Origin of the sequence: Nocardia sp. NPDC059195 (genome assembly GCF_042754695.1) — a bacterium.
Lineage (GTDB): Bacteria > Actinomycetota > Actinomycetes > Mycobacteriales > Mycobacteriaceae > Nocardia.
In genome coordinates, this window is the sequence record NZ_JBHZBG010000017.1 from 61,420 (window position 1) to 83,016 (window position 21,597).

General features: G+C 68.5%; 14 protein-coding genes. 8 read left to right on the plus strand and 6 right to left on the minus strand.

The window, feature by feature from the left end; all coding sequences use genetic code 11:
- The first annotated feature begins 9 nt into the window (after positions 1-9).
- On the plus strand, positions 10-210 hold the full coding sequence (locus tag ACFXKN_RS21465) for a type II toxin-antitoxin system VapB family antitoxin (protein WP_378948033.1): 201 nt from the start codon (positions 10-12) through the stop codon (positions 208-210).
- Between the two features lie 11 nt (positions 211-221).
- Positions 222-620, plus strand: coding sequence for a PIN domain nuclease (locus ACFXKN_RS21470; RefSeq protein WP_378948037.1), 399 nt, complete (start codon positions 222-224; stop codon positions 618-620).
- 210 nt (positions 621-830) lie between these two features.
- Here ACFXKN_RS21470 and ACFXKN_RS21475 read toward each other — a convergent pair whose 3' ends face one another.
- The 6 genes from ACFXKN_RS21475 to ACFXKN_RS21500 form a co-directional block, all read right to left on the minus strand.
- A complete protein-coding gene (locus ACFXKN_RS21475) occupies positions 831-2,153 on the minus strand; it encodes a S1 family peptidase (protein WP_378948040.1) in 1,323 nt (440 codons plus the stop codon).
- 91 nt (positions 2,154-2,244) lie between these two features.
- On the minus strand, positions 2,245-3,606 hold the full coding sequence (locus ACFXKN_RS21480; protein WP_378948043.1) for a S1 family peptidase: 1,362 nt from the start codon (positions 3,604-3,606) through the stop codon (positions 2,245-2,247).
- Positions 3,607-3,738: 132 nt separating this feature from the next.
- Positions 3,739-5,172, minus strand: coding sequence for an RNA-guided endonuclease TnpB family protein (locus tag ACFXKN_RS21485; RefSeq protein ID WP_378948047.1), 1,434 nt, complete (start codon positions 5,170-5,172; stop codon positions 3,739-3,741).
- Positions 5,173-5,294: 122 nt separating this feature from the next.
- Positions 5,295-6,395 (minus strand): hypothetical protein, encoded by a 1,101-nt coding sequence (locus tag ACFXKN_RS21490; protein ID WP_379433677.1) that lies wholly within the window; start codon positions 6,393-6,395, stop codon positions 5,295-5,297.
- A gap of 44 nt (positions 6,396-6,439) precedes the next feature.
- Positions 6,440-8,944 carry a LuxR C-terminal-related transcriptional regulator gene (locus ACFXKN_RS21495; protein WP_378948054.1) on the minus strand — a complete coding sequence of 835 codons (2,505 nt, stop codon included), beginning with the start codon at positions 8,942-8,944 and terminating at the stop codon, positions 6,440-6,442.
- Positions 8,937-10,760 (minus strand): Hsp70 family protein, encoded by a 1,824-nt coding sequence (locus tag ACFXKN_RS21500; protein WP_378948057.1) that lies wholly within the window; start codon positions 10,758-10,760, stop codon positions 8,937-8,939. The genes ACFXKN_RS21495 and ACFXKN_RS21500 overlap by 8 nt, the downstream gene beginning before the upstream one ends.
- 292 nt (positions 10,761-11,052) lie before the next feature.
- Between ACFXKN_RS21500 and ACFXKN_RS21505 the strand changes: the two genes are divergently transcribed.
- The 6 genes from ACFXKN_RS21505 to ACFXKN_RS21530 all read left to right on the plus strand — a co-directional run bounded on the left by ACFXKN_RS21505 (position 11,053) and on the right by ACFXKN_RS21530 (position 21,455).
- A complete protein-coding gene (locus ACFXKN_RS21505) occupies positions 11,053-14,016 on the plus strand; it encodes an IniB N-terminal domain-containing protein (protein WP_379433678.1) in 2,964 nt (987 codons plus the stop codon).
- Positions 14,017-14,033: 17 nt separating this feature from the next.
- Positions 14,034-15,872, plus strand: a complete 1,839-nt coding sequence (locus ACFXKN_RS21510; protein ID WP_379433679.1) for a dynamin family protein — start codon at positions 14,034-14,036, stop codon at positions 15,870-15,872.
- An 89-nt stretch (positions 15,873-15,961) separates the two neighbouring features.
- Entirely contained in the window at positions 15,962-17,431 is a 1,470-nt protein-coding gene (locus ACFXKN_RS21515) for a dynamin family protein (protein WP_378948259.1), read from the plus strand.
- A 272-nt stretch (positions 17,432-17,703) separates the two neighbouring features.
- Positions 17,704-19,848 (plus strand): hypothetical protein, encoded by a 2,145-nt coding sequence (locus tag ACFXKN_RS21520; protein ID WP_378948069.1) that lies wholly within the window; start codon positions 17,704-17,706, stop codon positions 19,846-19,848.
- Positions 19,849-19,981: 133 nt separating this feature from the next.
- On the plus strand, positions 19,982-21,127 hold the full coding sequence (locus ACFXKN_RS21525) for an LGFP repeat-containing protein (RefSeq protein ID WP_378948072.1): 1,146 nt from the start codon (positions 19,982-19,984) through the stop codon (positions 21,125-21,127).
- 40 nt (positions 21,128-21,167) lie between these two features.
- Entirely contained in the window at positions 21,168-21,455 is a 288-nt protein-coding gene (locus ACFXKN_RS21530; RefSeq protein ID WP_378948075.1) for a hypothetical protein, read from the plus strand.
- Positions 21,456-21,597: the final 142 nt, after the last annotated feature.

The window sequence follows — 21,597 nt, forward strand, 5'->3', positions numbered from 1 at the left end:
AGGTGGGCTATGTCCCGGACATTGATTGACATCGACGACGACGCGCTGAACCTCGCGGCGGAAGAGCTGGGGACCAAGACCAAGGTGGCTACCGTCAACGCGGCTCTGCGTGAAGTCGCGAATCGGCGTGCTGTCGCGAACATGTTGCAACAGTTCCGCGACAGTGACACCGACCTCTCACCCGAAGGAATGAAGGGGGCTTGGCGCTGAGGACCATATTCATGCTGGCGGACAAATCTGCCATCGAGTGGGTTCTCCGCGACCCCGCTGCCGCAGCGGATTTCCATGCTGTCACCAAGAAGCCGGGCACCCTCGTCGCGGCATGTCACCTCACCGCGCTGGAGGTCGGGTATTCGGCCCGCTCGTTAGCGGACTATTCCGCGAAGATCGGGCATCAGAAGTCGCTGGTGTGGCTGCCTGTTACCGAGGAGGCGATGGATCGAGCCCTGGCGGTGCAGGGCCTCCTCGCCGAACGCGGTGCTCACCGCCTCCCGATCCCCGACTTGATCACTGCTGCGACAGCGGAAGTGCACGGCGCAACCATCATGCATGTCGACAGCGACTACGAAACGATCGCTGAGATCACCGGCCAGCCCCACCACCGTCTCCCGACGGGTTGATTCGCGCCGGAACAACCGGTGGCGGACAAGCAAAAGGCCGGTAGCGCGAACGCTACCGGCCTTTTGTGGCTGCTCTACTGCCTACTACTGATCGCGTGAGTACATGGGTAACTTCCCGACCACCTCTCAGTCGCGGCGCAGGTGACGTAGGGCCGAGAGCTCACGGTCGAGCTCCGGACGACACGCTGAAGTCGCGGAGAGGCGGGACAGTCAGTTGGTGCGGACCGACAGACCGGGGTTGTCCGAGAGGACGACGGTCAGGGGCTGGGCGAACAGCTGGGGGGTGTCGCCGGTGATGGCGCCGATGATGTTCGGGATCTCGCAGATGGGGAAGTCGGCGACCGAGGACGCGCTGGAGATGCCGAGGGCAAGGCGGCCGGTGACGATGGCGCCGCCGGAGTCGCCGGGGAGGGCGCAGATATTGGCCGAGAAGCTCTGGGTGAGCTGGCGGTCGCCGACCTGGACGGTCTGATCGATGCCGTTGATCACGCCGCAGCTGAAGCCGGTGCGAGCACCGGACTTGCAGACGGGGGCACCGACCACGGGGACGGCCACGCCGTCGACGGCGATGGGGGCGTTGCCGGGGACACGGACCAGGTTGTTCTCGAAGCGGGCGCGCGCGTTGTCGTTGACCCGGATGATCGAGTAGTCCTGCTCGCCGAGCACCGACTTCTGGAAGGTGCCCAGCTGGGCACCGGCACGGTCGCCGTTGACCTCGTACACGGCGGCCGCGTTGCCGGTGCCCGCAGCCTCGAGGTCGGGGTTGCAGTGGCCCGCCGAGATGTTGATGACGTTGCCCGCGCGGTCGGTGCCGTTGAAGCCGAGCGAGCAGCGCAGCGAGCTGCGGCCGATCACGGAGGCGTAGCCGTCGCCGCCCGCCAGCGCGCCGTTGCCGTCACCGGCGACGGGGGTGGCGGACAGGTCGATCCGCTCGCCTGCCACCGGCGGAGCGGTGACGATGACGCGGGAGGGGTCGATGAAGCTGGGCAGCGGGAGCCCGGCCTGCTGCACGCGCACCGCGATCGAGTTGTTCACGGTGTCGACGACGACGCCACGCACCAGCGCGGAGATCTCCGGCGGTGCGGCGGCGAGCCAGTTCTCGAAGGCGGTCTTCTCGCCGCGCAGGGTGGACTCGCTCTTGGCGACGTTGCGGACCTCGAAACCGGCCGACTGCGCGGCTTCGCGGGCCTGGTCGGTGCCGGGGCCATGCGACAGCGCGACGACGGCGTTGCCCTGGTCGTTCAGCCAGGAACCGGCGAAGACCTGCGGGAACTGACGCTGCGCGGTGGTGGAGAACGCGGCAACCTGCTGCGCGACATCGGCGCGGCGCAGGTACTCGTCGGGGGAGATCTTCAGATCTCGGGTGACCGCCTCGATGAGCTGGGCGGGCAGATCTGCGGGTGCGGGCTGCGCATCGGCAACCGCCATCGTGGGGCCGAACAGCAGAAACGCCGCCGAAGCGGCGAGTACGGATTTCCGAGCTCTTCTCGAGCTTCGCGCGGACGGGGTACGACCCATACGTGGCAGGAGCATGATCCGAACTATATGGGCTCGAGCGACTTATGCCTACTCGGACCGGGCAAGAGATTTCGCTCACCCGGTCCGGTCGGTGATTTGTCCCCGTTCAGCCCGCGTTGGGCTTGGTGCGCACCATGATTCCGCTGCCGACGCCGCCACCGGAGGTCGCCTCGATATCGGCCAGAATGGGCCGGATCGGGATGCCGAGGGAGGCGGTGCCGCCGTAGGGGGCGAGCTGGGTGTTGGCTTCGGTGCAATTGGGCGCGGCCGAGGCGTTCGAGCCGCTGGTGATGCCGAGGGCGAGCGTGCCGGAGACGATGGCACCGCCGCTGTCACCGCCGAGGGTGCAGGCGGTGCTGGCGAAACCGCGGATCGTCTTGCTGACGCCCGCCTCGGTGAACAGCTGGGTCTCCACGTGGTCGGCCGAGACGAAACCACAGGTGAAGGTGGAGGACTGGCCGGTCTTGCAGACCGGTGCGCCGGTGACGGGTTCGGCGGTGCCGGTGAGCGTCAGGGTGGTGCCTTCGGCGCCGCGCACCCGCGGCTGGTCCATGCCCGCGTTCACCGCGCGCTCGTTGAGCTTGATCACCGAGTAGTCGAGCGAGGCGGCGCCGCCCAGCACGGAATGGGTGAACGAGCCGACCTCGGGACTGTTGGGGATATCGCGCACGTTCGGTACGTAGACCGCGGCAGAGCCGCCGCCGTCGATATTCGGATTGCAGTGGCCCGCGGAGATATTGAGCGCGTTGCCCGCGGCGTCGGTGCTGTTGAAACCGAACGAGCAGACATCGACGCCACGCAGGTCGGCGTCGTGCAGGTCCTTCTTCGCGGTGATGTAGGTGTCGCCGCCCATCGGCTTGTACTCCACCGGACCGCCGCCGCCGGGCGAGAGCACCACCTTGATGGTGGCGATCAGGGTCGGCAGGTTGAGCATGTGGCCGGTGGGGGTGTTGGCCACGTTGAGCACCAGCTGGCTGTTGAGCGCGTCGATCGCGATCGAGCTGATCGGCGCGGAGATCGCGGGCGGCAGGCTCGCGATCCACTGACTCAGTTGCACCAGCGCGCCTTCCAGTCCGCCGGCCGAGATCGGCGCGAGGTGGGCCTGGTAGCCGTCGGCGGTGACGAGCTTGCCCGCCTCGGCATCGGTGGTGGCGACGACGGCCTTGCCCTCCGGCGTGAGCCAGGCACCGGCGAACGTGTCGGGGTTCGCGGCGCGGAAATCGTTCGCGTAGTCGCGCAGCTGCTGGGCGCGCGCGGCACGATCGAGGTACTGGGCGGGGGTCATCCCGAGATCACGCGAGAGCGCGGTCACCAGCTCGCCGGGCAGCGCATCAGCGGAAAGTTGTAGTGGCGCAGGAGGTTCCGATGACGCAATACCGGATCCGAGCAGGGGTGCGAGTAGAACAGTCGCGGCGAACCCGGCGGAGGCTGCCTTGACCGCGGCGCGACGCGCCACCAGCTTGCGCATGAAATCCCTTCGTCTACAACCAGTGACCGAGAACACCGCCGGCGGCGATCATGTCGGTCAGCGCATCACTCTAACAGCGTGTCTGGAAACCTGGATGGTCTCCGGACACCGCCCTTCTCGGGCGTCGTCGGTTCACGCCACCAGCGTGGTGTGAACCTCGGTTCCCGCGTCATCCGGGCCGGTTTCACCGACACCCATGAGGTGTCGGTCAGCGCCTTCCCGTCGGCGGACATTGGTAACCCGGCCTCCTGCTCGGGGGTCCGGGGATCGTGAAAGGTTCTGGTTGATCGTCGGCCAAAGTGCGAGGTTGACCGCCGCGTTGTGGTCACGGTCGGCGCGAAACCCGCAGACGCATACAAACACGCGATCCGCCAACGACAGCGTCGGGTTGAGTGTGCCGCAAGCCGAGCACCGTTTACTCGACGGATACCAACGATCCGCCACGGCGACTTCGCCAGCACGCCATTGCTGCTTGTAAACCAACAGCCGGGCGAAGTCGGCCCAGCCGACATCGCTGATCGCACGCGCCAAACGACGGTTGCCGAGCATCCCCGCCACGTTCAAGTCTTCGACAACGAGCCGGTCGTGAGCCTTGACCAACTGGTTAGCGACCTGATGAGCGAAATGACGACGAATATTCGCGACCTTGTGATGGTGGCGGGCCAGCCGGGCGACCGCCTGCCGATGGTTGAGGGATCCTTGCTGTTTCCGGCACACCGACTTCGCGAGCTGTCGTTGCCGATCCAGTCCCGCGGCCAGTGGTTTGGGAGCGGTGTCGATGTGGACGACCTCGGTACCGTCGGCGTTCGCGGCGACAACGAACGCGTTCAACCCGCGGTCGATCCCGACCCAACCACCGTCATCGCCATGTTCGCGGGGCCGGTGATGGTGAGCTGTGTGTAGATCGGATGCTTCGGCAGTCAGGCTGATCCACCAGCGTCGCGCCCGATAGGAGACGGTGGCGGAGAGGATCTTCGCCCGGCCTTTGGTGAGCATTCGCCGCAACCGGCGGGTGTCGTCGCGCACCCGGAGTGCGCCGATCCCGGGCAACGTCACAGAGCGGACTGTGCCCTGGTCACCGACTCGAATCGCCGCCCGCCCCGCCTTGGTGTGTTTGTTGCGGATCCGGAACGCCGGAACAGTTTTGTCTTTTTTCTTGAATCGGGGAAACCCGACCCGTCTACCCGCGCGTTTACCGGTCCGAGAGTCGGAGAACGCGGTCAGCGCACGACCGCAGTCGACGGCGGCTTCCTCGAAGACTTGTTGGCACACTTCGGTACGCCACGCCAGCCCGGTCACTCGCACTTCGGTGACCCCGGCCGCGTTGACCGCGAAGATCCGTCCTGCGGCTTCGGTCTTCTTCCAGGTGTTGAACGCGTTGATCAGATCGAACCTGGTCCACGGGACCGGAGACTCTGGGCAGCTTTTGCGTGTGGTGAGCGCGGTCTTCACGAAATGCAGGCTTTGATTGAACGCGAACCTGGCCGCCCCGGCGTGCCGGGCGAGCACGACGGACTGCTCGACCGTGGGATCGAGGCAGTACCGGAAAGTCGTGTGACGGCTCATCGTCGACGAGTGTGACACAGGCCACCGACACGCTTCGTGCGTGCGCTCCCTCGGAATGCGTTGAGAACGTATCTGAAATGCACGCTCGCCCAGCTGGCGCGGTTACGGTCCCGCTGCTGGATTCAGCGGTAACCCGGGATCCTCATGGGCTCGGGGAGAGTGCCCGGCGGGTAGGTCCCGAAGGGCAGCCGAGGGCGGGTGGTGGAGGGGGCCGGGGTGGTCGACGGCGGGGTGGTCGTCGGTTCCGGGGTGGTCGTCGGTGGCGCTTCGGTGGTGGTCGTCGGTTCCGGCTCGTCGGTGGTCGTGGTGACCGGCGCGGGCGTGGTCGGTTCGATGACCGGCGGTGGGGGCGGCGCGGGTGCGGAAGTAGGGGGCAGGGTTTCCGGGCGGGCATCGGAAATCGTCGGGGGCGTGACTGTTTCGGGATCGCGGATCAGCACCGAGACCGCGACACCGCCGAGCAGCAGGCCGATGAGCGCGGCGGCGGCGATCAGGAAGGGCGTTTTACTGCGGGCGGGTTTCGCGGCGGGCACCACCGCGGGCTCAGCGATCGGCTCGGGTGCGATCGGCGCCATCGCCTTCGTCGGCAGGGGTGAGACCGGCAGCGCCGCCGAATAGGCCTGCGCGATCGCCACGGGCTGCTGCAGCGCGGGCATCACATCGGTGGCGACCGTGGCGTTCTCGGTGACGATCGGATCGGGCGGGGTCGCGCCCGCCGGGGTCGCCAGCACCGCGACCAGCGCGGCCTGGGCGGCGGCATTGGCGAAGGTCTTGCCCGGATCGGCGCCGTCGGTGGGCTGGGGCAGTTCGTCCTCGCCGAGCAGGGCCACCGACTTCAATCCCAGATAGTCCAGTGCCTCGCGCACGCCACGCACGACCTCGGGCGACCAGCCCGCGGGGTGGGTCGCGTAGAACTCGGCGGGACCGCTGAGGTGCTCGGTGGTGAGATCGATCAGGCAGAACATGGCCGTCGCGAGCAGGTCTTCGGCGCGGTAGGCCTCGCCGCCGTCGACATCGACACCGGCCGGGTCACCGATCGCGCGCACGAAACCGGCGATCGAGTGGGCGTGTCCGGTGGGCGCGGGTCCGCCGAGGGCGGCGTCACCGTCGTCGGACATGTGCAGGACCGAAGCACGCTCGATGACCTGGACCGTGCCGTCCTCGGTGACCACCGCGGCGATGCATTCGTCATCGGCGATACGCAGGCCGACCCCAGTGGCCATCGGCGGAACACCCCTCATTTCGGCGTCGACATCGTCCGCGCGAGTCACACCAGCAATTGGCCGTGTCCCATCGCGCGCAGCATTGACAGTAATTCCGATCGTGAGCGCGCGCCTAGTCGACGTCGGATTCGCGCGACGTGATGCTCCACGGTCTTCGCGGAAATGTACAGCCTCGCGCCGATCTCGCGATAGGTCAGACCGAGCAGGACCAGCTCGGCCACCTCGCGTTCGCGGTCGCTGAGCGTGCCCGCCTCGCTGGTCAGCGGCGCGGCGGGTGCCTGCGGCAGCGGTTGAGTGGTCGGCCGCGGCGTTTCGACCGGCTGGGCTTGGGCGCGCACCGAGCGCGCGAGCTTGAGCAACGCGGTGGCGGTCGTCGAATCGCCCGCCGCGAGGGCGGCCTCACTGGCCAGGCGGGCGGCATCCCAGGTGAGACCGAGTTCGGCCAGCGCCGACACCGCGGCCTGAACATCGGCCGCCACCACCTGCCCGCGCAGCACGAGCACCCAGGTGCGCCCGGCGTCGGCCAGCACGCCTGCCTGCCGGTCACCCGCTTCTGCTGACGTCTTCAACGCGTGGGCGTGCGGCAGCAGCGTGCTCGGCGACTCGTCGGCCAGCGCGGCCTGCACCCCGTACCAGTGGAAGGAATTGGTCCAGGCCGGCGCGCGGCCCAGCTTGCGCACCAGCGCCCTTGCCGCGGCGACGAGCGGCTCGATCGGGCGCACATCGCGGAGGCGGACGCCCGCCAGCCACAGTTCGCCGATCGGCAACAGACTCAGCAGGTCGGCTTCCAGTTCGTCGAACAGTGGGCAGGCCGCTTGCCACGCGCGAGCCAGGACCGCGTGATCGCCGCCGCGGCGGGCCAGACCCACGGTGAGGGCATGGGCGAGGAGTTGATCGCGTGGCGCGAGGGCGGGGATGTCGATTTCGGCGAGGGTGCTCGCGGCGCGGCGTTCGTCGCCGCCGAGCAGCGCGGTCCACGCGGTGAGTACCGGAAGCTGGCGGCCACCGCCCATGCCCGCCGCCCGGCGCAGCGCGTCACCGGCGCGGCGGGGCTCGCCGCTGCCGAGACAGAGCAGGGTGGCGATCGAGACAGCGGAGCAGGGCAGATAGCGATCATCGACGTTGTCGGTGTTGCCCGCTTGGATCAGCGCGGAGATCGCCGTGACCGTGCCGGTTCCGTGCGGGTCGAGCGATTCGTCGAGCGCACCCGCGATCAGCCGGGCGCCCGCGTCGGCCTCGGTCGGCGGCCAGTGCCGTGCGGATTCGGACATGCGCGCGGCGGCGGCCTGTTCACCGGCCAGGGTGAGGACCATGGCCGCGGGCGCCCAGTCGGCGCCGATTCGCTCGGGTCCGAGCCAGTTGTACAGTCCGGCCGCACGGCTCACCAGGCCTCGTCGGGTGAGCACGCCCGCACAGATTCGTACCGCGGCGACGAGTTCGGTGCGTGCGATGTTGTCCGCGGTCAGCAGCGGTTCGGCCAGGCGGAGCGCGGTGTCGGTGTCACCCGCGTGCGCGGCGGCCTCGGCCCAGCGCACCGCGATCGACTCCACCGGGGCGCCCGCCGCGGCCGCGGCCGCGTAGCAGCGGGCCGCCTGATCCGACTTCTCGGCTGTGCGGCAGAGGAACTCGGCGAGCCGGGCGTCGACGACGCCGGACTCGGCCAGGATCAGTGCCGTGCGATCGCGCAGCAGACCGGCGTCGAGGCGCGCGGTGAGCAGCCTGCGCTGCACATCGACGTAGCGGCGATCGCCGAGCAGCGTCCGCAGCGGACCGACGGCGGGCGAGAGGAGCAGGTCGGCATCGGTGACCAGCGCGCCCGCCCTGGCACGGTCGATCAGCTCGTGCGCGGTGGCGGTGTCGACCCCGAGCACCTCGGTGAGTTCGGTCGCGTCCAAACCGGTTCCGGTCGCCGCGATGACCAGTGTTTCGAGCAGTTCGGGTTCGATCGACTCCAGCAGCGACCTGGTCCAGGCGGTGACGGCTTCGTTGACCGCTGTCTCGCAGGTCTCGAGCGTCGCCCCGCGGGCACCGGCCAGTGCCGCGACGACACCGCCGGGAATTCCCGCCGTCAGCTGATGGATGTGCGACGCGAGCGGCTGGGAAACGGCCACGCCGAGTTCCCTGGCGAACGAGGTGATGTGGGCACTACCCAGTGCCCGCAGATCCACTGTGCGGCCGTTGCGCGCCACCGCGTCGGCCAGCGCGCGCAGCCGGGGATCGTGTGGGCGAGGCTGGGTGGTCAGCACGACGGAGCGTTGCCCGGTTTCGATTGCCGTACAGAGTGCGTGAAGCTCAGCATCGCTGTAGCGGTGGACATTGTCGACGACGAGCACTGCCCGGTCGGGAACCCGGTTCTCGCCGTGGTCGGCGGATTCGACGACCGGTATGCCGCGGCCACGCAAGTGTGCGCGAATGGCGTTGAGCAGGAACGATTTCCCGGTTCCGGCCCGGCCGCGGATCAACAGCAGCACCGTCTGCTTGGCGGCGGTGTCGAGATCGCGGAAAACGGTTCGGGCGTGCGGGAAGGTCTCGTGGGCGATCTCAGCCACCGTTGCCTCCGAGGACCCGGCCCGGCAGTTGCGTGCCTGATTCGAGGGTCTCGTCGACCGCGCCGCCCACGCCGTCGAGCAGACCACCGGGGTCGACCTTGATGGTGGGAACCTGCGGCCGGGTTGGTGCGGGAGCAGGTGCCGGAGCGGGGGCAGGAGCCGGAGCGGGAGCGGGAGCTGGTGCGGGGGCAGGAGCCGGAGCCGGCGCTGGGGCTGGGGCGGGTGCGGGGTCCTGCCCAGCGGGCGGCGGTTGCTGCGCGGCGGGACCTGGCTGGCCTGCGGGCGCCGGTGTTCCGTCGGCGGGTGCTCCCGCGGCGGGTGCTCCCGCGGATGCCGGAGTTCCCGCCTCGGGCGTGCCGCCAGGAGTCCCCGCGTCGGTCGTGCCGACCGGGATCGCACCCGACGGCGCCGCGGTGCTGGTCGCGCCTGGCCTGGCGGGGTCGGTGACCACGGAGTTCGTGGCATTCGCTGTTCCGGCCGCGCCGCCCGTGCTGGTCGTCGCGGGTACACCGGGGACCGGTGGGGCGCCGGTGGTCGCGGCGGGTCCGGTGGGTGAGAACTGTGTGGCGCCACCGAGAGCGAGGGTGCCGGTGGCCAGCGCGGCCATGGTCAAGGCCGCCGCCGCGACGATCGCCGAGCGTTTGGCCGTGAACATCTTGGTCCGGACGGGCTCGGACGGTGGCAGCGCGAGTTCCTCGACGACCGGTGCCGCGGCCGCTGCCGCCGGTGCCACCCGCACTACCGGGATGGCCACGGTGGGCACGCTGATCGCGGCGACGTCGAGGGCGATCTCGGCCGCGCCGTGTGCCGCACAGGTCGCCGGGTCGGCGCAGGCGATCACGGGCAGGCCGAATTCGGTGGAGATCAGCTCGGCGACCAGGGGGATCGCGCCACCGCCACCGGTGAGCAGTACCTGGCTGATATCGCCGAGGGTGAGTTCGGCGCGGCGCACCGCGTCCTGGAGCAGGCTCATCGAGTCGAGCAGGATCGGACGCAGCAGATCTTCGAGTTCGCCCCGGGTCAGTCGGACCTGTTCGGTGTGGACGGAAGGGCTGAGCATGCCGACCGGAATCGCCGTCGCGGTAATTCTGGAAAGTTCTTCTTTCGCAATTCCGCAGCGTTTCCGCAATGCTGACAATTCGTCTTCGACAACGGGATCGAATGGATCGATATCGTTTCCGTCCAGAACATTTGCCAGCACGTAGCGCATGGTCAGCAGGTCGAATTCCGAACCGGCGATCGCGGTACTGTGCGCCGGGGCGCCGAGCAGCCCGGCCTGCTCGCCGGTACGCAGGACGGTCACCGTCAATCCACCGGCGCCGAGGTCGTATACGACCAGCGCGCCGTCGTCGAGTGGTCCGTGCTCGATCTCGTATCGGCGCACCGCGGCCAGCGGCTCGGGTACCAGCGTCACCTCGGGCAGACCCGAGCGCGCGAGCGCGGACCTGGCCGCCTCGACGGTCTGCTCCGGCCACCATGCCGGGCAGCACGCGACGGTGGTCGGCGCGTCGGTGGCGGTGCCGGCGAGTTCGGCTATCAGCGCGCTGGTCGCGGCGGCGACCAAATCGGCCGCGTCGTGGGTGGAACCGTCCTCTGCCAGCAGATCTACCGGATCGCCGACTCTGGACAAGTAGTCGTCGACGACCACTCCGCGACGATGGCGCGTCGTGTCGGCGAAGCTCACCGATCCGTCGGCGCCGAGCAACAGCGCGCTGCGGTGTGCGCGAACAGTGGCTCCGGTCCCGTCGGCCGTCGTGGCCACGGCGACCGAATTCGCCGCTCCGACAGTGATGCCGAGCGCCAGACGCTCTGTCATGTGACAACCCCGTTCGCAGGACTTCCGGTGGACCGGTAACGCTTGTGTACAGCGAGATCGCCGATGGCGGGCGTCCCATCCGATCTGTCGGTTGCTGGGGAGCAGCTGTTACCTGCGATGGGACAAGTACGGGGAAATTCCCCTAATCGGCGGTGGGCCCCTAATGGGGCACCCCGGCGTGAACTAGGTATTCGCCCCGTTACCTGTAACGACGGACCCACCTAGCGTGAAAGACATTCCAACGACAAACAGATCGGGCACCACCGCCCATGATCTGGAGGAGCTGATCTCGATGACACCGAACGCGATTCTGGAGTTCATCCTCAATCTGCTGCGCGACCCGGAGGCCGCGGCAAGTTACTGCGCCAACCCCTGCCTTGCGCTCGCTGAGGCAGGCCTGGTGGTTACCCCGGAGGATATCTCCGCGGTCGCCCCGATGGTGGCGGAATCCGCACTGGTCAGCGGCGGCTCCCAGCTGCAGGCGATCGTGGCTGCCGGCGCTGCGGCGAGCACCAGCGCGGCCCTCGCCTCCACCGCGACAGCCGCCGCCGCCGTCACAGCGGCCGCAGCAGCCGACGCCGATGTCGACCTCGGCCTCGATGTCGGCCTCGGCGCCGTAGCCTCGGTCGTCGCCGAAGCCGCCGCGCAGGTCGGGGCAGGCCTCGACGTCGCACTGAACGCCGTCACCGGCGCCAACGTGAACGCCGATCTCGGCGCCGACCTGTCCGCCGGTCTGACCGGCGCCCTCGGCGCAGGCCTCGGCCTGACCGGCGCGATCGACAGCGCGGCAGACCTCGGCGCGAACCTCGGCGCAGGCCTCAACGGCGCTCTGAATGGTGCGGTCGGCGTCGGTGGCGATCTTGCTGCCGGCCTCGGTGGTGCTCTGAATGGTGCCGTCGGCGTCGGTGGCGATCTTGCTGCCGGCTTGGGTGGTGCTCTGAATGGTGCGGTCGGCGTCGGTGGCGATCTTGCTGCCGGCTTGGGTGGTGCTCTGAATGGTGCGGTCGGTGCGGGTGGCGATCTTGCTGCCGGCTTGGGTGGTGCTTTGAATGGCGCGGTCGGCGTGGATGGCGATCTCAGCGGCGCCCTGAACGGCGCAGTTGGCGTGGGTGGCGATCTTGCAGCCGGCCTCGGTGGTGCCCTCAATGGCGATCTCGCCGCTGGCCTGGGCGGTGCGCTGAATGGTGCAGTCGGCATCGGTGGCGATCTCGGTGGTGCATTGAATGGTGCGGTTGGCGCGGGTGGCGATCTCGCTGCTGGCCTCGGGGGTGCTTTGAATGGCGCGGTCGGTGTGGGTGGCGATGGAGCTTTGAACGGTGCGGTTGGCGCGGGTGGCGATCTTGCTGCCGCCCTCGGTGGTGCCCTCGATGGCGATCTCGCTGCTGGTCTGGGCGGTGCGCTGAACAGTGGAGTCGACGCAGGTGGCGATCTCGGTGGTGCCCTGAACGGTGCAGTTGGCGTGGGTGGAGACCTGTCTGCCGGCCTCGGCGGTGCCCTGAACGGCGTGACGGGTGTGGGCGCCGGGCTCGGTGCGGGCCTCGATGGTTCGGTCGGCGCTGATGCGGACCTCGGTGCTGGGCTCGGTGGTGCCCTGAATGGCGTGACGGGTGTGGGTGCCGGGCTCGGTGCGGGCCTCGATGGTGCGTTGAGTGGTGCGGTCGGCGCTGGGCTCGATGGTGCGTTGAATGGCGCGGTGGGTGCGGGCACAAATCTCGAAACCGGATTGGACGCGGCCCTCGATGGTGCGGCTGGTGCCGGGGTCGGCCTTGGCGGTGTGCTCACCGGTGCGGCTGGTGCGGGTGCCGACCTCAGTGGTGCGCTGTCGGGTGCGGTCGGTGCGGGTGCCGGTCTCGGTGGTGCGTTGTCTGGCGCCGCTGGTGCAGGTGCTGGTCTCGGTGGTGCGTTGTCGGGTGCGGTCGGTGCGGGTGCTGGTCTTGGTGGTGCGTTGACCGGGGCTGTCGATGCGGGGGGCGATGTCGCCGGTGGCTTGGATGGCGCGGTCGGGGTTGGTGGCGATGTCGCTGCTGGGCTCGGCGGTGGCCTCGATGCCGGGCTGAGCGGTGCGACCGGCGCGGTGGGTGGACTGGGGGCAGGCGTCAGCGGTGGGCTCGGGGCGGCGGCGAACGCGGGGGCGCAGGCCGCGGGTGGGCTCGGTGCTGCCGCGACCACCACGGCGATCACCGGTCTCGATGGTGTGGTCGGCGCGGGTGGGGACTTCGGCACCGGCCTGGAGACCGGGTTCGGCGGTGCCGCGTCGGCGGGTACCGAGCTGATCGGTGGCTTCACCGGTGGGGCGAGCGGCGAGTCGGGTGCCGGCTTCGGTGTCGACGGACTGGTCACCGGCAGTGGTGGCGCCCAGGTCACGACCGGGTTGGAGTCAGCGGTGTCCACCACGACGGGCATCGGCCTGACCACCGGCCTGCAAGGCGGTCTCGGCACCGCCGCGACTCTCGGCACCGACGTCGCGGGCTCGGTCACCTCGGGTGCGCAGGCTGGGTTGACCGGTGCTGTCGAATCGGGTGTTGGTTTGGCTGGTGGTGCCCAGGCTGGTTTGGGCGGGCTCGCCGAGGCAGGTGCGGGTCTGGGCGGTGGCGCGCAGGCTGGTTTGGGCGGGTTCGCCGAGGCAGGTGCGGGTCTGGGCGGTGGTGCGCAGGCTGGTTTGGGCGGGTTCGCCGAGACCGGTGCGGGTCTGGGCGGTGGCGCGCAGGCTGGTTTGGGCGGGCTCGCCGAGACAGGTGCCGGCCTGACTGGATCGGCGGCCGGTGGTGCACAGGTGGGTCTGAACGGTGCTGCGGATGTCGGCGCCGGACTCGCGGGTTCCGCTGTCGGCGGTGCGCAGACAGGGCTGAGCGGCGCCGCGGCGACCGGCGCGGACCTGACCGGCGGTGCCCAGGCCGGAACCGGCCTCGAGACCGGACTCGGCGCAGGACTGTCGGGCTCGGGTACGGGCGGTACCCAGGTGGCGGGCAGCCTCGCGTCCGCCTTCGATGGTTCCGCGCAGGGCAGCACCGCCGCGACCGGCGGCCTCGGCCAGACCACCGCGACGTCGACGACTCAGGCCGACGCGTCCGGCGCGACCACGCAGGGCGTGGTCACCACCGCGGCCGACACCTGGTCCGCGGTCGACGTATCGAGCGCATTCGGTTCCGGCCTGCACGGTTCCGGTCTCGGCGGTACCGAGGCGTCGCTGTTCGGTGAATCGAGTACCGTCACCGATACCGGTGCCGACGTGCACACCGACGGACTGTTCCACTGAGCGAAACGGGCGCTGCGATGGCGATTCTCGCACCGAACGCTGTGCCGCTGACGACGGTGTTGTCCGACACCGTCGCGGCGGCACACGCCGCGGGCCGCGATGACCTGGTCGGACGCCTCGAGAAGGTGGCCGAGCGGGTACGCGACCCGCGGCACCGGATCGTCGTCACCGGGCAGCTCGGTCAGGGCAAGAGCCGGTTCGTGAACGCCCTGCTCGGGTTGGATGTGTGCCGGGTCGGCGACGACGCGACCACCATGCTGCCCCTGCAGCTGTCCCACGGCGAGCAGCAGCGCGCGTACCTGGTGCTCGCCGCGCCGGGCACCGACGAATCGCGGGTGGAGATCCCGTTCGACGAGATCGGCGACATCGATGCCCGCAGCCCGCTGGCGCAGGGCAGACAGGTCGTCCGGATCGAGGCCGAGCTCCCCAGCCAACTGCTGGCCGACGGCATCGTCCTGATCGATACCCCCGGCGTCGGCGGACACGGAAGCGCTTGCGCCGCAGGTGTACTCAGCCTCGCCGTAGCCGCCGACGCGGTGCTCGTGCTCTCCGACGCCTCCACCGAGCTCACCGAACCCGAGCTCACCTTCGTCCGGCAGATCCGCGAAATGTGTCCCGCGGTGGCCGTTCTGCTCACCAAGACCGACCTGTACCCGCACTGGCGCCAGGTGCTCGAAGCCGACCGCGCCCATCTGCTGCGCGCGGAAACCGATGTCACCTTGATCCCGGTGTCGGCGCTGCTGCGCGCGCACGCCCTGCGACTGCAGGACGCGGAGCTGGGCATGGAGTCCGGTTTCGGCGTGCTGTTCGGTTTCCTGCGGGATCGGGTGGTCGCCCGCGATCAGGCGGTCACCCGGCAGGCAGTGGCTCGCGAATTACATTCGGCGGCAGAACATCTGGCTTTGGTGCTGGGCAGCGAGCTGGTCGCGCTGCGCGATCCGGCCAGCGGCACGGCCGCGGTCAACGAGCTGAAGTCGGCCCGCGCCGCCGCCGAGGACTTGCAGCGACGGACCGCGACCTGGCAGCAGACCCTCACCGATGGCATCACCGATCTCGTCGGCGACGTCGACCACGACCTGCGCGACCGCCTGCGCGGCATCGCCCGCACCGGCCAGGAGTGGATCGACGAGAACGACCCGGGCAGGCATTGGGGCGCGATCACCGAATGGCTCACCGGCACCGTCGACACCGCGCTCGGCGACAACCTGCTGCTCACCCACCACAGAGCCGAACTGCTCGCCGAACGGATCGCGGGCCACTTCCATGAGGTCGGCGCGGTCGAGCTGCCGGAGGTGCGCGCCGGGATGGACGACGAGAGCGGCCTGGTGAGCTCGGGTTCGCTGGCCGATCTCGAGCCGGATATCGGCTTCACGAGCAAGGTGCTGGTCGGCATGCGCGGCTCCTACGGCGGCGTGCTGATGATCGGTCTGGCCACGACCTTCGCCGGCCTGGCCATGCTGAACCCGATCTCGCTCGGCGCGGGCCTGATCGTCGGCGGCAAGGCCTATCGCGATGACAAGTCGGCCCGACTGGCGCGCCGCCGCATCGAAGCCAACGGCGAGGTGCGCCGGTTCCTGGACGACGTGGCATTCCAGGCGGCCAAGGACACCAAGGACCGGCTGCACCGCATCCACCGTGCGCTGCGCGACCATTTCGCCGGAGTGGCCGAGCGCAGCCTGCGCTCGATCGACGCTTCCCTGCGCGCCGCACAGGACGCGGCGGCGATGGCGGCCGCGCACCGCGCCGAGCGCACTGTGGTGCTGGAACGCCAACTGCACGCGGTCGCCGAGCTGCGCCGTTACGCGGAATCGATGCAGGTCGAACTGAGACGGGCCGACGGTACGGTATCTGGGTGACCCACCGTTTCGACACCGCCGCGCCCGGCGACCGGACCACACTACCGATCCTGGCCGAAGCGCACGAGCTGATCGGCGCGGCGGCGCGGATGTTCGGCCGCGACGAGTACGCGCGCACCCTGCTCGCCGAATGCGAGTACCGCTTGCGTGAGCCGCTGCGCGTCGCGCTGGCCGGTTCGATCAAGGCGGGCAAGTCGACGTTGCTGAACGCGCTGGTCGGCCAGGCGGTCGCCCCGACCGATGCCACCGAGTGCACTCGCGTCGTCACCTGGTACCGCGACGGCGCCACCCCCACGGTCACCGCCCACGCGGCCGATGGCTCGCGCGCGAATGTGATCGTGCGACGCGGTAGCGGCGCGCACGGACTCACCTTCGACCTGAACGGCCTGCGCTGGGATGCGCGCGGCCCCCGCGAGGTCGACCATCTCGAGGTCGGCTGGCCGTCGCAGGCTTTGTCGCAGACCACGATCATCGACACCCCCGGCACCTCGTCGCTGTCGCGTGAGGTGTCGCTGCGCACCGCGCGGCTGCTCACTCCCGCTGACGCCCAGGACGATTCGCGGACAGGCGCCGCGCCGATCTCGGTGTCCGGCGCCGACGCCGTCGTCTATCTGCTGCGCCGTCTCGATGCCGCCGACGTGCGCTTTCTCGAGCAGATCGGTGCGGGCGCCGGTGGTGCGGGCCCGCTCGGCGTGATCGGGGTGGTCTCGCGCGCCGACGAGATCGGTTCTGGCCGCATCGACGCGCTGCATTCGGCCCGCGATGTCGCCGCCCGGTTCGCCGGCGAGCTGGAACGAACCGGCCTGTGCCAGGCGGTGATTCCGGTGGCAGGTTTGCTCGCGTTCGCCGCTTCGACGCTGCGGCAGCCGGAGTTCGCGGCGTTCGAGGCGCTGTCCGCGGTGCCCGCGGAGGACCTCGGGATCGCGTTGCTCTCGGCGGACCGATTCGCCCGCGCCGATATCGCGTTGCCGGTCGCCCCCGAACTGCGTGCGCAGCTGGCGGATCGCTTCGGCTTGTTCGGTATTCGCATGGCCACCATGCTGATTCGACTCGGCGTCCGCGATTCCTCTTCGCTGGCAGCGGAATTGGCGGCCCGCAGTGGCATCGAGGAACTACGTTCGGTCCTCGAGGTCCAGTTCGGCCAGCGCGCCGAGGAGCTGAAGGCGCATTCGGCGCTGAGTACGCTGGACCGGATCCTGGCCGCTTACCCCGGCACCGAAGCAGATCGCCTGCGGCCGCGCGTGCGGGCCCGGCTCGCCGACGTACACGGTTTCACCGAGCTCCGGCTGCTCGGACGCCTGCGCACCGACGAATTACCCCTGCCCCCAACAGTTCTCGCCGACCTGCACCGCATTCTCGGCGGCGCGGGCGTGGCGGCGCATCTTCGCTTGGGGCTGTCCGCCGAGGCCGACCCGGATTCCCTGCGCGCCACGGCCTTCGCCGCCGTCCGTACCTGGCGAACGCGAGCCGCCCACCCGCTCGCCGACCAAGCCACCACCACCGCGTGCCGTGCCGCGGCCCGCAGTGCGGAAGGAATTCTAGCCGAATTCCGCGCCTGAATATCGAATATCAATTCGATGTGAGATGCGGAATCGTTATTCGCTACGCCGGGTTATGTGTGTATTCTCCCGGCGATGCCCCTATCGGGACCGACACGCGTATTTGCGAAGAAGTTATCAAAAGGAATTCTATACGTGTCGGTGACTCGCCTTTCATTCCGTTTGGCATGGTGGGAGGCTGTAATCCGATGCATCGTTCACCGGAATCGTCAGGTAGCACCCTTCTTGACCGTCGTTGAGGTTTCTCACGACGAATTCACCTCGGAGGCGTCATGGCTAATTTCGATAATCGACCGCAGCAGCCGAAGAATCAGCCGCTGAACGTGACGGATAATGTCGTCGACCACCCTTACACCGTGCAGCGGCTGGTCGAGCAGCCAGTTGAGACGGTGGTGGACCGGCCGGTCACGATGGAGCGCCTGATCGAACGGCTAGTTGTCGACACCGTCGACAACGTGGTCGACCGGCCGGTGACCGTCAACCGCATGGTGGAACATCCAGTGGTGTCTGTGCACGACGACGTGGTCGACAAGCCCGTCACCGTCAACCGCATGGTCGAGCATCCGGTGGTCTCGGTGCACGACGACGTAGTCGACAAGCCCGTGACCATCAACCGCCTGGTAGAGCGGCCGGCCGTGCACATCGTCGACGAGGTTGTGGACAAGCCGGTGCGGGTGTCCCGCCGCATCGAACGGCCGGTGGTCAACGTCGTCGACGACGTCGTCGACAAGCCGATCGATGTGCACCGCCTCGTCGAGCACCCCATCGTCAAGATCGTCGACAAGGTCACCGATAAGCCGATCGATGTGCGGCGCAATGTCGAGCACCCGGTGGTCAACATCGTCGACAAGATCACCGATAAGCCCGTCGACGTGCAGCGACTGGTGGAGAAGCTGGTCGTCAACATCGTCGACAACGTGCAGACCCGGCCCACCGAGGTGCAGCGCCTGGTCGAGAATCTGATCGTCGATATTCGCGACAACGTGGTCGACAAGCCGGTCAAGGTCCAGCGTCGGGTCGAGAAGCCGGTGGTCTCGGTCGTCGACAAGGTCGTCGAAGTACCTGTCCAGCGCATCGTCGAACGGGTCGTCGAGAAGCCGGTGGACAAGATCATCGAGACGATCGTCGAGAAGCCGGTGGAGAAGATCGTCGAGAAGATCATCGAGGTGCCGGTCGAGAAGATCGTCTACAAGACCGTGGAGAAGCCGGTCGAGCGGATCGTCGAGGTGGTCGTCGAGAAGCCGGTAGTCAAGATCGTCGAGGTGCCGCGGGAAGTGCTCGTGGAGCGAATCGTGGAGAAGCCGGTCGAGAAGGTCGTCGATCGTGTCGTCGAGAAGGTCGTGGAGCGGCCCAACATCGTCGAGAAGGTGGTGGAGAAGCCGGTCGATCGCGTGGTCGAGAAGGTCGTGGAGCGGCCCAACATCGTCGAGAAGGTGGTGGAGAAGCCGGTCGATCGCGTGGTCGAGCGGGTGGTCGAGAAGCCGCATGTGGTCGAGAAGGTGGTGGAGAAGCCGGTCGACCGCATCGTGCAGAAGGTGGTCGAGAAGGTCAACCTGATCGAGAACATCATCGAGAAGCTGGTCGATCGGCCGGTTTCCCGGATTGTCGAGAAGCCCAACATCATCGAGAAGGTGATCGAGAAGCCGGTGGACCGCCCGGTCGCCAAGACGGTGGAGAAGCCCAACATCGTCGAGAACGTGATCGAGAAGATCGTCGACCGCATCGTCGATACCGTCGTGGAGAAGCCGCATGTTGTCGAGAACATCGTCGAGAAGCCGGTCGACAGGGTGGTCAACCGGGTCGTCGAGATGCCCAACATCATCGAGAAGGTGATCGACAAGCCGGTGGATCGGGTGGTGGAGAAGGTTGTCGAGCAGCCGAAGATCGTCGAGAAGGTGGTCGACAAGCCGGTGGAGAAGGTGTTCGAGAAGACCGTGCAGACCCCGATTCTCATCGAGAAGGTTGTCCACAAGGACGTCGAGATCGTCGAGGAGCGGGTGGTCGAGCATCCCATCGAAACGATCGTCGAACGCATCGTCGAACGGCCGGTCTACAAGGAGGTCGAGCGGGTTGTCGAGAAGCCGGTGGAGAAGATCGTCGAGGTCGTCGTCGAGAAGCCGGTGATCGTGCACAAGTACGTGGAGCGCCCGGTCGAGCGGGTGGTCGAGCACCGTGGTGACACCACGTCCACGTTCGTCCACGAGTCGGAGGCGCAGGACAAGGACGTGCACGCGATCTATGTCGGTGACGGCCATCGGGCACCGCGCACGGAATGGGTGGAACGGTCGACCGGTGAGCACCCTGCCGACAACATCGCCGGCAATGGGCCGAAGGCCGGAGCTCACCGTGCCGATCCGGGCCAGCCGAGGAAGGACGTCCCGCCGAGCGACAAGAAGGACCGCCGTCATCGCCGTTGAGCCGGGCGGAATTCGAGATGCGTTTCACCGCTGCGGCGGCAACTCTGGAAGAGGAGTTATGAAAATGAGTATTCTCGCGCATTATCGCCGACCCGAAAACCATCGACGTAGCCGTATTCTCGCTATCGGTGGCATGACGGTGCTCGCTGTCGGGCTGCTCGGCCCCGCGCCGAGCGTTATGGCCCAGCCGAGCGCGGATGCGGTCAGTGCTATCGACGCCCGATACGAGGCCTTCGGTGGCGCCGGTTCACTCCTCGGTCAGCCGCTAGAGGCCGCGACCGAGCTGCCCGGCGGCGCTGAACGCGCCTATACCGGTGGATACATCTATTACTCGCCGGATAACGGCGCCAAAGTGATGTACGGCGCGATCGGTGACAAATACCGCGCTCTGGGCGGTCCGGAGGGTGCTCTCGGGTTCCCCACCAATGACGAAGCCGCCACCAGTGACGGCGCAGGTCGCTTCAATGATTTCGCCGCACCCGGTGGGGCCGCGATCTATTGGAACGAGGGATCGCAAGCCTGGGTGGTCAAGGGCCCGGTGCTGGGAGCTTGGCGCGCCAGCGGCGACGTCGCCGGCCCGTTCGGCTACCCCACCGCCGACATGGTGAGCGCCGAGGGAGTCGATACCGCGCAGTTCGCCGGTCCGGAGGGTACTGAGATCAACTGGTCGGAAGCCGGTGGATTGACCACCGTGCCTGCCGCACTCGCGGCGACCCTGCCCGGATTCCGGGCCGGTGCACCCAATGTGGAAGGAAACGTACCCGTGCCAGCCCCCGCGCCCGCGGCCGCCCCGGTAGTCGCCGACGACTCAGGGATCAACAAATGGTGGGGCCTGCCGATCGGATTGGCGATCGCGGCGCTCGCGGGTGGGCTCATGGCGATGATCGGTCGCCGTCGTCGTACGGCCGAGGTTTCCGCGCCTGCCCACGCGCGTGGGTTCACCGCACCGCAGACCGCCGCCGCTCCCGCCCCGCCCCGGTTCGACCGTCCGGCAACCCCGAAGCCGGCCGTTCCCACCCCGCCGAAGGTGGCCGCTCCTCGCATGACCGAATCAACGGAACGGTTGCGGCCCAACACAATAGGCAAGGTGGATACCGGGCAGAAGCGCAGCCCGATCGGTGACGAAGTTCGCCGAGCGCCGTTGGATCGCGCCGCGGCACCGGCGATGGGCCACATCGACGACCTACCCAGTGGCGAGATCCCGGTTACCTATGAGAACAACGCGGTCGGCAGCAATCAGCGCAGCGCCGACGACAAGAGCGATCCGCACCGTCGATAGGTCCCCAACGCTTCACCCGTTCCCACGCGAGGAGAGCACCATGGAATGGCTACTCGGCCTACTCGGCGGACTCGTCGGAGGCAATCTGGCAGGCTTCGGTAAACCCGGCCTCAATGTCGCCACCAGCAGCGCCGCGGGCGCGGTCGGCGGCGGCATCACGGGCGGAATCATCCAGGCGGCCACCAGTAGTGGACTCGACTTCGGTCAGATCATCGGTCAGGTCGGCGGCGGCGGCGCCGTCGGAGCCGTCCTGACGACGGTCATCGGCCTGACCATGAAAGGCCGCAACACTGACCACCTCACCAGGACGCCCCACCCCACCAGGTGAGTCGGTCAGCATCGGCGGGGGGGGCCCCGGGGGGCCCCCCCCGGTGGGGTGGGCGGCACCGCGCGCGGTTTATATTAAGTGGCCGCAGAAAAAACCGGGCCCGACCCCCCCAACTAAGAGACAACACCCAACCCCCGAACCG